10 protein-coding genes are annotated in these 13,248 nt (G+C 71.8%); 4 read left to right on the plus strand and 6 right to left on the minus strand.

Annotation, left to right across the window (positions count from 1 at the left end; all coding sequences use genetic code 11):
- Positions 1-151 precede the first annotated feature (151 nt).
- Together ACI2K4_RS16630 and ACI2K4_RS16635 are read right to left on the minus strand one after the other, a co-directional pair.
- Positions 152-1,102, minus strand: coding sequence for a hypothetical protein (locus tag ACI2K4_RS16630; RefSeq protein WP_404512183.1), 951 nt, complete (start codon positions 1,100-1,102; stop codon positions 152-154).
- Between the two features lie 215 nt (positions 1,103-1,317).
- Entirely contained in the window at positions 1,318-3,168 is a 1,851-nt protein-coding gene (locus tag ACI2K4_RS16635; protein ID WP_404512185.1) for a DUF2079 domain-containing protein, read from the minus strand.
- A gap of 121 nt (positions 3,169-3,289) precedes the next feature.
- Between ACI2K4_RS16635 and ACI2K4_RS16640 the strand changes: the two genes are divergently transcribed.
- The 3 genes from ACI2K4_RS16640 to ACI2K4_RS16650 all read left to right on the plus strand — a co-directional run bounded on the left by ACI2K4_RS16640 (position 3,290) and on the right by ACI2K4_RS16650 (position 6,422).
- Positions 3,290-4,336 (plus strand): ATP-binding protein, encoded by a 1,047-nt coding sequence (locus tag ACI2K4_RS16640; protein WP_404512187.1) that lies wholly within the window; start codon positions 3,290-3,292, stop codon positions 4,334-4,336.
- Between the two features lie 53 nt (positions 4,337-4,389).
- Entirely contained in the window at positions 4,390-4,782 is a 393-nt protein-coding gene (locus ACI2K4_RS16645) for an SCO5389 family protein (protein ID WP_404512189.1), read from the plus strand.
- Positions 4,783-4,964: 182 nt separating this feature from the next.
- Positions 4,965-6,422, plus strand: coding sequence for a PHB depolymerase family esterase (locus ACI2K4_RS16650; protein ID WP_404512191.1), 1,458 nt, complete (start codon positions 4,965-4,967; stop codon positions 6,420-6,422).
- A gap of 294 nt (positions 6,423-6,716) precedes the next feature.
- Here ACI2K4_RS16650 and ACI2K4_RS16655 read toward each other — a convergent pair whose 3' ends face one another.
- The 3 genes from ACI2K4_RS16655 to lpdA form a co-directional block, all read right to left on the minus strand.
- The gene (locus tag ACI2K4_RS16655) at positions 6,717-7,616 is read right to left on the minus strand and encodes a TIGR01777 family oxidoreductase (RefSeq protein WP_404512193.1); all 900 of its coding nucleotides are present in this window, start codon (positions 7,614-7,616) and stop codon (positions 6,717-6,719) included.
- 145 nt (positions 7,617-7,761) lie between these two features.
- Positions 7,762-9,537, minus strand: a complete 1,776-nt coding sequence (gene sucB, locus ACI2K4_RS16660) for a 2-oxoglutarate dehydrogenase, E2 component, dihydrolipoamide succinyltransferase (RefSeq protein ID WP_404512195.1) — start codon at positions 9,535-9,537, stop codon at positions 7,762-7,764.
- A 72-nt stretch (positions 9,538-9,609) separates the two neighbouring features.
- Complete coding sequence (gene lpdA, locus ACI2K4_RS16665) at positions 9,610-10,998, minus strand: dihydrolipoyl dehydrogenase (RefSeq protein WP_404512197.1); 1,389 nt, start codon at positions 10,996-10,998, stop codon at positions 9,610-9,612.
- A gap of 225 nt (positions 10,999-11,223) precedes the next feature.
- Between lpdA and ACI2K4_RS16670 the strand changes: the two genes are divergently transcribed.
- Positions 11,224-11,547 carry a hypothetical protein gene (locus tag ACI2K4_RS16670; protein WP_404512199.1) on the plus strand — a complete coding sequence of 108 codons (324 nt, stop codon included), beginning with the start codon at positions 11,224-11,226 and terminating at the stop codon, positions 11,545-11,547.
- 95 nt (positions 11,548-11,642) lie between these two features.
- Here ACI2K4_RS16670 and ACI2K4_RS16675 read toward each other — a convergent pair whose 3' ends face one another.
- Positions 11,643-13,229 carry a leucyl aminopeptidase gene (locus ACI2K4_RS16675; protein WP_404512201.1) on the minus strand — a complete coding sequence of 529 codons (1,587 nt, stop codon included), beginning with the start codon at positions 13,227-13,229 and terminating at the stop codon, positions 11,643-11,645.
- Between the last annotated feature and the right edge of the window lie 19 nt (positions 13,230-13,248).

Consider the following 13,248-nt stretch of genomic DNA (forward strand, 5'->3'; position numbering starts at 1 on the left):
AGAGTAATCCCGCCGACCCCCTCCGCCCCCGGTGACCATCCTCACCGCCCCCACACCCCGGTCTTTTCATGATCCTGAAGAGTTCGGCTCGCCACAGCCGGCCGAACCCTTCACGATCCCGGTTGGGCTCTTCACGATCCGGTTGGGCTCTTCACGATGCGGTTGGGCTCTTCACGATCATGCAGGACGGGCCGCAGCGTCGGGGTGGCGTCAGCCAGCCGTGGCGGCGCAGGACCTGGGCCACCTGGTCGGCGGTCGTGCAGGGCGAGCGGGTGACGTCGGTCCAGCCGTACCGGAGGGTGGTTTCGCCCTCGGCGGCCGCCGCATTGTCGCGGCGAGCATCCTGCCAGCGTCGCTCGGCCGGATGCGCCGCCCGTCCGTCCAACTCCACCCGGGTCCGGTAGTCGCGGTAGCTGACATCGTCGTACCACCGCCCGCCGCGCCGGGGACGAACCGCCTGACGCACGCCGGGCGGCAGGCCGTGGGCCCGCTCGACGTCGCGCAGGTAACGCAGCTCCAGCAGCGAGTGGCAACCGCCCGCGTCGTCGGCGAGCGCGGCGAGCAGTTCCGTACGCCAGCGCATCCTCACCCGCCGCCCGATCGCCCGGCGCAGCCGCTCGGTGGTGGTGAGCCGTCGCCCCAACGACCTCGCCAGCCACCCCAGCGCGTCGTCCGGGGTGTGTGCGCGTTCGGCCAGGTCGAGCACCGTCTCCTCGACCCGGGTCTGGGGCGGCAGTCGACTGGGATGCCGGGCGACCCCGGCCCGGCCGCGCAGGTGCACCCTGATCCCGGCGACCGGACTGACCCTGCGGTCGGCCGGCACCGTCACCTGGATCGGGGCGATGCACCGGTCGGCCAGCCCCTGCACCTCCGCCGCTGTCTCGTGGCTGAGCATCGCGCCGTCGCCCGCCCGCAGCACCGCAGCCCAGAGCAGCGCGGTCCGGGACGGAGGACCGGTGAAGGTGGCGAGCACCCGGCCGAAGAGAAACCGCCAGCGAGCACCCCGCAGGCGGGCCTCGACCTGCGCTTTGCTCAGCCCGCACGCGTACGCCTGCTGTCGGGTCAGTACGCCGTGCTGCCGCGCGATCAACTCGTCGAACACGCGGCACATCCTGTCCGGCCGCCATCACGGCGGCGACGCGCTCCCGCCAGCCTGTGGACGACACGCCGCCTCGTCCACAGGCGGCTCCTCCCATGATCGTGAAGAGTTCGGCTCGCCACAGCCGGCCGAACTCTTCACGATCACCACGAGGTTCGCGGTCGTTATGAGGTTCGTGGTCGTTCTGAGGTTCGCGGTCGTTATGAGGCTCGTGGTCGTTACGAGGTGGGTACGCGCCAGAGCCAGACGTCGCCCACGCGTTCGGGTGGGCCGAGAAGGTCGGTGGCGGCCTGCCGGAGCGCGTCGACGTGCACCGGGAACTTGGCGCCGTGCACCCGGTCGGCGAGCACCACGATCTCGACCCGCCAGTGCCGCAGGTCGGCCCGGGCGGCGGCCCGGTCGGCGTCGGTGATCGACGGCACCTCGCCGGTCTCGGCCACCGTCGCCAGCAGCGCGTCGGTGGCCCGGGGCACGGGTCCGATCCGACCCCGCCCGTCCGGGCCGCCGGGGCCGAGGAAGAAGCCGGACGGGATGGCGAACTCGCCCTGCCGGTGGGCGAGCGCGTACGCCTGCCAGCGTTGTCCGTCCGGCGTCACGTCGAGGGTGAGCGGCAGCGGGGTGAGTACACCGCCGGGGGAGACGTACTCCCGCCAGTCGCCGGAGGTGATGAAGGTCGGCACCGGTTCCCGGGCCACGGTGAGCAGACTGACCGGCAGCAGGGGCAGCAGCGCGACGGCGAACCCGAGGGTCCAGCCGATCCGGGCCGGTCGGCGCGGGCTGGTCGCGGCGAGCTGTTGCACCGTGTACGCCAGCAGCAGCCCGATCACGGGTGCCACCACCAGGGCGAGTCGCGAGGGCAGTGCCGCGTCGAACACCGGCAGCTTGCCGAGCAGCGCGTACGGCAGCGGAACGTCGATGACGTGCCCGTCGACCTTGATCCTCGGTCCCCAGGAGAGGACGGCGAAGAGACCGGCGGTGACCGCGAGGGCGCGTACGGTGGCCCGTCGGCCCGGTGCGGCCCGGCGCCAGAGCAGCACCACGCAGGCGACCGCGAGGATCAGTAGCGGCACCCCGAAGAACGAGTTCTCCTCGGTCGGGTTCGGCGCGAGCGAGCTGTCCAGTCCGGCCACGCCGGCCAGCGAGCGGGCCGGGAACGCGCCGAAGGCGAGGATGTCCTCGGCGTGGATCCGGGGGTCGAATCCGGTGCCGTGATACCGCTGCGGGCCGAGGAAGTGCAGCCACAACGGGTACGCCAGCAGCACGAACGCCGCCGCCCCGGCGACCCCGAGTCCGCGCAGGAAGGTGGGGAGCGCGGCTCGTGCCTCGTCCCGCTGGCTCGGCGTCAGGGCCCAGGTGACCAGCCACACCCCGCAGGCCAGGGCGGTGAAGAAGAGGGCCTCGGCGGCGATCGAGAAGGTCACCGCGACCAGTACGCCGAGCAGCAGACCGTTGCGTACCCAGCGCCCGGGTTCACGCAGTCGCAGCACCCGCCAGAGCAGCAGTGGGACGAGCCAGCCGGCGGTCCAGTTCAGGTGTGCGTTGGCGTGCGAGACCATGCCCGGCGCGAAGCCGACGAAGAGCCCGCCGACCAGTGCCGCCACCCGGTGCCGGACCAGGTGGCGGGAGAGCAGCCAGTACCAGGCCAGGGCGGTCGCGGCCAGGTTGAGCGTGAGCACCACCAGGAAGGTCGCCGGTGGCCCGACCAGGTACGTCAGCGGTGCGAAGACCACGGCGTACACGGTGATCGAGGTGTTGACCGCGAGGTTGACCCCGTCCGGGACGTTGAGCAGCGAGGTGAAGAACGGGTCGGTGCCGTGGGTGAGCGCGTGCGCCCCGTACGCCAGCAGCCATTCGAAGAGGGCCTGGTCGCTGGAGTTCACCGTGATGGCCCGGCCGTTCGGGTCGCGCCAGAGGCCGCTGGTCACCCAGATCGCGAGCAGCACCGCCACGACGAGGGCGAACAGGTCGGCCCGGCGGCCGGAGCGGTCGCCGGTGGACCCGGCGGGCGGGCGGGGCGGGTCGGATTCCGCCGGTGTCGGCCCGGCGACCAGGGACGAGGAGATCGGCACCCGCCGGACGTTACCAATTTTCGTCCGACACGCCCGTGTGCAGCCTAGCCTTGACGTAGTTACTGAAAATGACTATCAATTCAATTGACAACCGGTTCGGGTACGGGAAGGGCAGCAAATCGTGAAAATCTCTTTTGTCGGCAAGGGCGGCAGTGGCAAGACCACCCTCGCCGCCCTCTTCGCCCGGCACCTCGCCGGCACGACGGCGCCGCTGCTCGCCGACGCGACGGCGCCCTTGCCCGTCGGTATGCCGGCGCCGCTGCTCGCCGGTACGACGGCGCCGCTGCTCGCCATCGACGCGGACATCAACCAGCACCTCGCCGCCGCGCTCGGCGCGAGCGAGCACGAGGCCGTCCTGCTGCCCGCCCTCGGTGACCATCTCGGCGAGATCAAGGAATACCTGCGCGGCGACAACCCGCTCATCTCCTCGGCCGCCGCGATGGTCAAGACCACCCCGCCCGGCCGGGGATCGCGGCTGCTCGGGGTCGGCGGCGCGAACCCGCTCTACGACAGCCTGGTCCGCGAGGTCGGCGGGATCCGGCTGGCGGTGACCGGGCCGTTCGCCACCGAGGATCTCGGCGTCGCCTGCTACCACTCGAAGGTCGGCGCGGTGGAACTGCTGCTCAACCACCTGGTCGACGGTCCCGGCGAGTACGTCGTGGTGGACATGACCGCCGGCGCCGACTCGTTCGCCTCCGGCCTGTTCACCCGCTTCGACACCACCTTCCTGGTCTGCGAGCCGACCCTGCGCAGCATCGGCGTCTACCGCCAGTACGTCGGCCACGCCCGCGAGTACGGCGTGCGCGTACACGTGGTCGGCAACAAGGTCGACGACGCCTCCGACGTGGACTTCCTCACCGAGCACGTGGGGGAGGACCTGCTCACCTGGATCGGCCGGTCGTCGTACGTCAAAGCCGCCGAACGGGGCACCCCGCAGCCGATCACCGCCCTGGAGCCGGCCAACCGTGACGCGCTCGACCTGATGCGCGGCGCCGTCGACTCCGGAACCAAGGACTGGGCCACGTACACCCGGCAGGCGGTCGAGTTCCACCTGCGCAACGCGACCGCCTGGGCCAACGACCGGGTCGGCGAGGACCTCGCCGGCCAGGTCGACCCGGACTTCGTACTCGGCCCGACCGCGGTTGACCTCGCCGGTCGGGCGGGATAGCGATCCCGTACCGCCAGAACACGATCCGTACAGCCCGTACAGAAGGAGAGAACATGTCCCTCGAGGTTTCCGCCGCGCTGCTGGAGCGGGCCGAGGCCGGTCAGGTCGACGACGCCGAGTTCGTCGACTGTGTCCGGACGTCACTGCCGTACGCCTGGACCGTCGTCTCCGACGTTGCCGCCCGTTCGGCGCAGACCGGCGCCGAGTTCGCCGACCACGCGGTGCCGCCGCCGAGCGAGGCCGAGCGCGGGCAACTGCTGCGCGCGCTGGCCAGCGACGCCATCCGGGGTGGGCTGGAGCGCCACTTCGGGGTCAAACTGGCCTTCCAGAACTGCCACCGGGTCGCGGCGTTCAAGCTCGGCGCGGTCGGTGGCGAGACGTACCAGCGGTTCATCTCGCCGACCGCCCAGGTCCGCAACCAGTCCCCCGACCTCCGCGACTGCTGAGGTGTAAGGAAGGGCCCCTTGTTAACGCATAGCGTTAACAAGGGGCCCTTCCTTACACCCGGGCACATGGTGGGGCGGGTGAATGTGTGAGCGGCAGCCATGTCATGACGTCGTGATGTGGACGTAACGTCTCGGCAACTCGGGGGTGACTCAGTTCACAATTCGTAGTCAGGAGACCGCCCGTGCGCCGCCGCCCACCCGCACTACTCACCCGGATCGCCCGCGCCGCAGCCGTACCCGTGCTCGTCGCCGCGGCGGTCCTCACCGGTGCCGCTCCCGCCCAGGCCGCCAGCCTCACCCAGGTCACCGGCTTCGGCAGCAACCCCGGCAACCTGAGCATGTACGCCTACCGTCCGGACGGCCTGCCGTCGAACGCGCCCCTGGTGGTCGCGCTGCACGGGTGCACCCAGGACGCGAACGGCTACTACACCAACTCCGGTTGGAAGAAGTTCGCCGACCAGTGGAAGTTCACCGTGGTCTTCCCGCAGACCAGTGCCGCCAACGGGGCCAACGCCTGCTTCAACTGGTTCCTGCCCGGCGACACCAGCCGGGGCCAGGGCGAGCCGGCCTCGATCAAGCAAATGATCGACTACTCGGTGGCGAACTACGGGTCCAACCCCGCCCGGGTCTTTGTCACCGGGCTCTCCGCCGGTGGTGCGATGAGCGCGGCCATGCTCGCCACCTATCCCGACGTCTTCGCCGCCGGCTCGGTGGTGGCCGGGCTGCCGTACCGCTGCGCCACCTCCCAGACCAACGCGTACACCTGCATGTACTCCGCGGTCAGCAAGACCCCGCAGCAGTGGGGGGACCTGGTCCGCGCCGGCCACTCCGGCTACACCGGCCCGCGTCCCCGGGTGGCGATCTGGCACGGCAGTTCGGATGCGGTCGTGGTGCCGGCGAACGGCACCGAACTGCGTGACCAGTTCACCAACGTCGCCGGGGTCTCCCAGACCCCGACCAGCACCTCGTCGCTGCCGGCCGGAACCAGCCTCGAGGTGTACGGCAACGACGCCGTCCGGCTCTACCGGGTCGCCAACATGGGTCACGGCACCCCGGTCGATCCGGGCACCGGCGCCGACCAGTGCGGCACCGCCGCCGCGTTCTTCCTGGACACCATCTGCTCGGCGTACCGCGACGCGCTCTTCTTCGGCCTGGACGGCGGCTCCTCGGGACCGGGCAACCCCGGCGAACCGGGTGCCCCGGCCACCCCGGGCGGCCTGGCGGTCAGCGGCACCACGGAGACCTCGGTCTCGCTGAGCTGGGGCGCGTCGAGCGGTGCGAGCGGCTACCACGTCTACCGCAACGGCACCCGGGTCACCTCGGCGGCGCTCGGCAGCACCGGCTTCACCGACTCCGGCCTCACCGCCGGGACCACCTACGCGTACGCGGTCAGCGCGGTGAACGCCGCCGGCACCGAGAGCGCCCGCTCCGCCACCGTCTCCGCCACCACCACCGGCGGTGGTACGCCCCCGGTCTGCGTCACCGCGACCAACTACGCGCACGTGCAGGCCGGTCGGGCCTACCAGTCCGGCGGCTACGCCTATGCCAACGGCTCCGGCCAGCGGATGGGCCTCTACAACACCTTCTACACCTCGGCACTGAAGCAGACCGGCCCGAACTACTGGGTGATCGGCTGCTGAACCCGCCACCGATCGGGCGGCCCACCTCCGGTCGAGCCCGCCACCGGGTCGGGCGGCCCACCCCCGGCCGAGCCCGCCGTTGAAACGGTCGACACCCCGGCCGAGCGCATCGTCGGCACCGGCCGATCGACCCCCGATCACGACGGACCCCCTGCCAGCCGGAAGGCGACGGCAGGGGGTCCGCTTTGTCCGAGGGGCAGGGTGGTGCGGGGTCAGTCGTCGAGCACGATTCGAGGAGCGGCGTGGTGCGGGGTCAGTCGTCGAGCGCGATCCGAGGAGCGGGGTGGTGCGGGGTCAGCCGTCGAGCGCGACCCGCAGCGCGGAGCGCAGGTCGGGGTGCTGGTAGCTGAAGCCGGCCTCGGGCAGCACCCCGGGCAGCACCCGGGCGCTGGTCAGCGCCTCGGTGGCCAGCCCGCCGAGCAGGATCCGCAGGGCGAAGGCGGGAACCGGCATCACCGCGGGCCGGTGCAGCGCCCGGCCGAGTTCCCGGGTGAACTCGGCGTTGGTCACCGGGGCCGGAGCGACCACGTTGACCGATCCGGCGAGGTCGTCACGGACCAGCAGGAACTCCGCCGCCGCGAGCCAGTCGGCGAGCGAGATCCAGGGCATCCACTGCCGACCGCCGGCCAGCGGGCCGCCGATGCCGAGCCGGAACGGCAACAGTTGCGGCTTGAGGAACCCGGCCTCGCGGTCCAGTGCGTATCCGGTACGGAGCCGGACCACGCGTACGCCGGCATCCTCGGCCGGGCCGGTGGCCGCCTCCCAGACCCGGCACATGTCGGCGAGAAAGCCCTCGCCGGCCGGTGTCTCCTCGGTGACCGGGCGGTCGCCGGTGTCGCCGTACCAGCCGATCGCGGAGGCGTTGAGCAGCACCTTCGGTCGGTCGGCCGCCGGCAGTCCGGCGATCGTCCGGGCCAGGGTACGGGTGGTGTCCACCCGGCTGGTCCGCAACAACTCGCGGTACCGGTCGTTCCACCGGCGGTCGCCGACACCGGCACCGGCCAGGTTGACCACCGCGTCGGCGTTGGCCACCACCGCCGGGTCGAGTTCTCCGGCCGACGGATTCCATCGCACCTGGGCGGCGCCGGGCGCCGGTCGGCGTACCAGTTGGACGACCTCGTGGCCCTCGGCCCGCAGCCGGTCGACGAGTCGGCTGCCGAGGAAGCCGGACACGCCGGCGGCCAGGATCCGCATGCGTCCATCCTGGCAGAGGGCAAAACGACGGGGACCCCGAGCCCGGCAGAGCGCGAGACAGCGAAGGTCGTGGGTGCGGCAGGGTGCAAGACGACGGGGACCGCGAGGCGTCCGCCCCACGGTCCCCGGTTGCCGATCGAGCCGGTCAGCCCAGCTCGGCCTCGAAGTTACCGGCCTCCAGCCGCTCCTTCACCGAGGTGAGGAAGCGGGCCGCGTCGGCCCCGTCGACCAGCCGGTGGTCGTAGGAGAGCGCCAGGTAGACCATCGAACGCGGGGCGATGATCTCACCCAGCTCCGGGTCGTTCACCACCACGGCCCGCTTGACCACCGCGCCGGTGCCGAGAATGGCCGCCTGCGGTGCCGGCACGATCGGGGTGTCGAAGAGCGCACCCCGGCTGCCGGTGTTGGTGATCGTGAAGGTGGCACCGGAGATCTCGTCCGGACCGATCTTGTTGGTCCGGGTCCGCTCGGCGACGTCCGCGATCCGCCGGGCCAGGCCGGCCAGGTTGAGGTCGCCGGCCTCCTTGATCACCGGGACGAGCAGGCCCTTCTCGGTGTCGACCGCGATGCCCAGGTTCTCGCCCGCCGGGTAGGTGATCGTGCCCGCCTCCAGGTCGATCGAGGCGTTCACCACCGGGTACGTCTTCAGCGCCTCCACCGCGGCGAGCGCGAAGAAGGGCAGGAAGGAGAGCTTGACCCCGTGCTTGGCGACGAAGTCGTTCTTGGCCTGCTGGCGCAACCGGGCGATCTTGGTTACGTCGACCTCGACCACCGTGGTGAGCTGTGCCGAACTCTGCAGCGACTCGAACATCCGCCGGGCGATGGTGGCCCGGGTCCGGGTCATCTTCTCGGTCCGGCCCCGCAGCGGGCTCGGCTCGGCCTTCGCCGGTGCCGGCTTCGGAGCTGCGGCGGGGGCCGCCGCCGGACGGGCCGCGGCGGCGCGGGCCTTCTCCGCCGCCTCCAGCACGTCCTGCTTGCGGATCCGGCCACCGACACCGGTGCCGGTCACCGTCGACAGGTCCACGCCCTGGTCGTTGGCGAGCCGGCGGACCAGCGGGGTGACGTAACCCGCCTCGTCGCCGGTCGGCGCGGGCGCCGGGGGAGCCGCCTGCTGGCTCACCGGGGCCGGCTGGGCCGCCCGCTCGGTCTGCGCCGGCTTGGTGGACTGCTCCGCCTCGGCCACCGGTGCGGCGTACGACGCGCCGGAGACCGGCTCGGGGTCGGCCGCCGCCGGCTCGGCCTTCGGTGCCGGCTTCGCCTCGGGCGCCGGGGTGGCGGCCGGAGCCGCACCGGCGGTCCCGATCACCGCGAGGTCGGCGCCAACGGCGGCGGTCTCGTCCTCGGCGACCTTGATCTCCAGCAGCGTGCCCGCCGCCGGGGACGGGATCTCGGTGTCCACCTTGTCGGTGGAGACCTCGAGCAGCGGCTCGTCGGCCTCGACCTGGTCGCCGACGGCCTTGAGCCAGCGGGTGACCGTGCCCTCGGTGACGCTCTCGCCCAGTGCGGGCATCTTCAGCACGGTGCCGCCGCCGGTGGCCGGCGTGGTCGGCGCCGGGCTGGGCTCGGCCGCGGCGGGCTCGGGCGCCGCCTGCGGAGCCGGCGCCTGCTGCGCGACCGGCTCGTCCTCGGCGGGGGCCTGCTGAGCGGGGGCGGCGGCCGGCGTGCTCTCGCCCGCCGACTCGCCCTCACCGGCGATGACGGCAAGCTCGCTGCCGACCTCGGCGGTCTCGTCCTCGCTCACCACGATCCGGCTCAGCACGCCGGCCGCGGGGGAGGGGATCTCGGTGTCGACCTTGTCGGTCGAGACCTCGAGCAGCGGCTCGTCGACCTCGACCCGGTCGCCCTCCTGCTTCAGCCAGCGCGTGACGGTGCCCTCGGTGACGCTCTCGCCGAGCCGGGGCATGGTGACCGATACCGGCATCTCTCAAGACTCCTTCGTGGCCTGTGCGATCGTCACCCGGTTGCCGCCGGGTGTCGCGGAAGATCTGTCGTGTCAGGCGTGCGCGTGCAGCGGCTTGCCGGCCAGGGCGAGGAACGCCTCGCCGAGCGCCTCGGTCTGCGTCGGGTGGGCGTGTACGAGCTGCGCCACCTCGGCCGGGTAAGCCTCCCAGTTGTAGATCAACTGGGCCTCGCCGACCAACTCGCCGACCCGGGCGCCGACCATGTGCACGCCGACCACCGGACCGTCCTCGACCCGAACCAGCTTGACGAAGCCGGCCGTCTTGAGGATCTGGCTCTTGCCGTTGCCGCCCAGGTTGTAGTTGTACGTCGAGACCTTCTCCGCGCCGTACTTCTCCTTGGCCTTCGCCTCGGTCAGACCAACCGAGGCCAGCTCCGGGTCGCAGTAGGTGACGCGCGGGATGCCGTTCTCGTCGATCACGGCGGGGTTCAGCCCGGCGATCTCCTCGGCGACGAAGATGCCCTGCTGGAAGCCGCGGTGGGCGAGTTGGAGGCCGGGCACGATGTCGCCGACGGCGAAGATGTTCGCCACGCCGGTACGCAGCCGCTCGTCGGTCAGCACGAAGCCCCGGTCGACCTTGATGCCCTGCTCCTCGTAACCGAGGTTGGCCGTGGTCGGGCCCCGGCCGACGGCGACCAGGAGCACCTCGGCCTCGAAGGTCTCGCCGCCCTCGATGGTCGCCTTCACGCCGGACTCGGTCCGCTCGACCTTCTCGAAGCGCTTGCCGGTCTTGAAGTTGATGCCGCGCTTGCGGAAGGCCCGCTCGAGCGCCTTCGAGGACTCCTCGTCCTCGGCGGCGACGAGTCGGGGCAGCGCCTCGATGATGGTCACGTCGACCCCGAACGAGCGCCACACGCTGGCGAACTCGACGCCGATGACGCCGCCGCCGAGCACGATCGCCGAGCTGGGCACCCGGTCCATCACCAGGGCGTGGTCACTGGTGATCACCCGCTCGCCGTCGATCTCCAGGCCGGGCAGGCTGCGGGCGTACGAACCGCTGGCGAGGATGATGTTGCGGCCGGTGTAGCGGCGCCCCTCGACCTCGACGGTGTCCGGCCCGACCAGCTTGCCGTGCCCCTCCACGACAGTGATCTTGGCGCTCTTGATCAGACCCTGGAGGCCCTTGTACAGGCGGGAGATGACCCCGTCCTTGTAGGAGTTGACCCCGGACATGTCGATGCCGACCAGCTCGGCCTTGATGCCGAACTGCTCCGACTCGCGGGTCTGGTCGGCGATCTCCGCCGCGTGCAGCAGCGCCTTGGTCGGGATGCAACCGTTGTGCAGGCAGGTCCCGCCGAGCTTGCCCTTCTCGATCAGTGCGACCGAGAGGTCAAGCTGGGCGGCGCGCAGCGCCGCCGCGTACCCCCCGCTGCCACCCCCGAGAATGACGACATCGAAGGTTCCGCCGTTCGGCTCGCTCACAGTTAACTCCCAGGTCGCGTCGCTGCCACGAGGGCCATGCCAATGGAAACGGGCATTTCGTCCTCACCGGCCGTTGCATTCCGGCCGGATACCTTCTACCTGGGCCATCTTGTCACTTGTACTCCCGCGCCGCGTAACTGAGGTGCCCAAGGACACGTCCGTTCCACGTACGCTTGCCCAATCACCGGACACGGCCGGCACGGGCGGGCGGGAGGAGATTGACGGGTGGCCTGGTTTCGGCGGCGCAAGCAGGGTGTTGGCGCGGCAGGTGACCGCATCGCCAACCGGGGCGATTTCGAGCACCTGGAGGAGTTCGTCAGGTCGCGGCGGGGTGTCGAGGCGTTCATCGAACCACGCACGACCGTGACCGAGACGACAGTGATGTTGATCGCGTACGACGGTGAGTGGACCCGCCGCCGGGTCGACAGCCCGGAGGGCGCCCGGCGGTTCGCGCACAAGATGGCGATCCCGATCTACGACGTCCGGCTGGTCGGCTATCCGCAGCGGATGCGCGACTTCAACGAGCGCCGCAAACGAAGGACCGGGTGACCGGCGTACGCCGTGCGGGTCGGCGCGGGCCCCGGGCCCCGGAACAAGATTGACCCCCGGCCGGATGGCCGGGGGTCCGTCGTCGGTGCCGTCGGTCAGCTCTCGGCCGCGATCTCCTCGACCAGGTGCAGCAGCGTACGCACCGGCACCGCCGTGCCGCCCTTGGTCCAGTAGCCGGTCGGCTCGCCCGAGTGGTAGCTCGGCCCGGCGATGTCGATGTGCGCCCAGTCGACCCCGTCGGTGACGAACTCGCGCAGGAACACGCCACCCTGGAGCATGTGCCCGGCCCGGTCCATTCCCGCGTTCACCTGCGAGATGTCGGCGACGTCGGAGTCCATGCCGTTGCGTACGTCCTCCGGCAGCGGCATCGGCCAGGTCGGCTCGCCGACCGCGTCGCCAGCGTCCCGGACCCGGGTGCAGAACTCCGGCGTACCCATCACCCCGGCGACCCGCTTGCCGAGCGCGACCACCTGGCCGCCGGTGAGGGTGGAGGTCTCCAGCAGGTAGTCACAGCCGTCGGCGCAGGCGCGGGCGATCGCGTCGGCCAGGATCATCCGGCCCTCGGCGTCGGTGTTGAGCACCTCGACCCGCTTGCCGTCGAACATCGTGATCACGTCACCCGGGCGGTAGCTGCTCGCCGACGGCATGTTCTCCGCCATCGGGAGGTACGCCTGCACCGACACCGCCGGCTTGAGCTCGGCGACGGCGAGCATGGTCGCCGCCACCGCCGCCGCGCCGGCCATGTCGGACTTCATCTCCCACATGCCCTGGGCCGGCTTGATCGAGACACCGCCGGTGTCGAAGGTGATGCCCTTGCCGACCAGCGCGATCCGCTTGGCGGCGGCGGTGCCGGCCGGCGGCTGGTAGGTCAGCTTGACCATCCGGGGCGGGGCGTCCGAGCCCTGGCCGACCGCGATGATGCCGCCGTAGCCACCGGCCGCGAGCGCCTTCTCGTCCAGCACCTCGACGGTGAGCCCGGCCGCGTCGGCGGCGGTCGCCACCGCCTCGGCGAACGACGGCGGGCGCAGCTCGTTCGGCGCGGTGTTGACCCAGTCCCGGGTCCGGGCCACGGCGGCGGCGACCACGGTCGCCCGGGCGATCTCGGCCCCGGCCTGCTGGTCGGCGGCGTCCGGTACGTGCACCGCGATCTCCGCCACCGGGTTACGGCGGGTCGGCTGCGGGCGGGTCTTGTAGCCGGCGAACCGGTAACCACCGATCAGCGCGCCCTCGGCCACCGCGCGCAGCGCGGCCGGGGCGTCCTCGTCGTCCGGCACGGGCAGGCTCAGCGCGACCCGGTCGGCACCGGCGAGGGCGCGGATCGCCGACCCGGCGGCCCGACGCAGCGTCTCCGGTGCCGGGGCGGCGCCGGTCGGCTCCGCGCCCAGGCCCACCGCGACGACCAGCGGGGCGGTCACCGTACCGAGGGTGGCGAGCTTGATCACCTCGCCCTGGGCGCCGGTGGCGCCGAGCAGGGCCAGGGTCTCGGTGAGCTTCCCGTCGAACGCGGCGGCGATGCTCTCCGCCCCGGTCGCCAGCAGCAGCGTGCCCGCGTACCCGCCGGGCCCCTCACCCCCGGTGTCCGCGGACCCGGTCTGGCTGTGCACGCCGATCACAAGAGCGTCGACGGCAAGCTCGGCGGGGTCGGTGTCGACCAAGCTGAGGGTGGTGCTGGGCGATGTCACTCGGCGTCTCCGGACGGGC

The organism is Micromonospora sp. NPDC050397, from assembly GCF_044901685.1.
In the GTDB taxonomy this organism is placed as follows: domain Bacteria; phylum Actinomycetota; class Actinomycetes; order Mycobacteriales; family Micromonosporaceae; genus Micromonospora_G.

Coding starts and splice junctions, on each gene's coding strand:
- ACI2K4_RS16645 (WP_404512189.1), top strand. CDS start 4,390: ATGTCCCTCGAGGTTTCCGCCGCGCTGCTGGAGCGGGCCGAGGCCGGT.
- ACI2K4_RS16655 (WP_404512193.1), bottom strand. CDS start 7,616: ATGCGGATCCTGGCCGCCGGCGTGTCCGGCTTCCTCGGCAGCCGACTC.
- sucB (WP_404512195.1), bottom strand. CDS start 9,537: ATGCCGGTATCGGTCACCATGCCCCGGCTCGGCGAGAGCGTCACCGAG.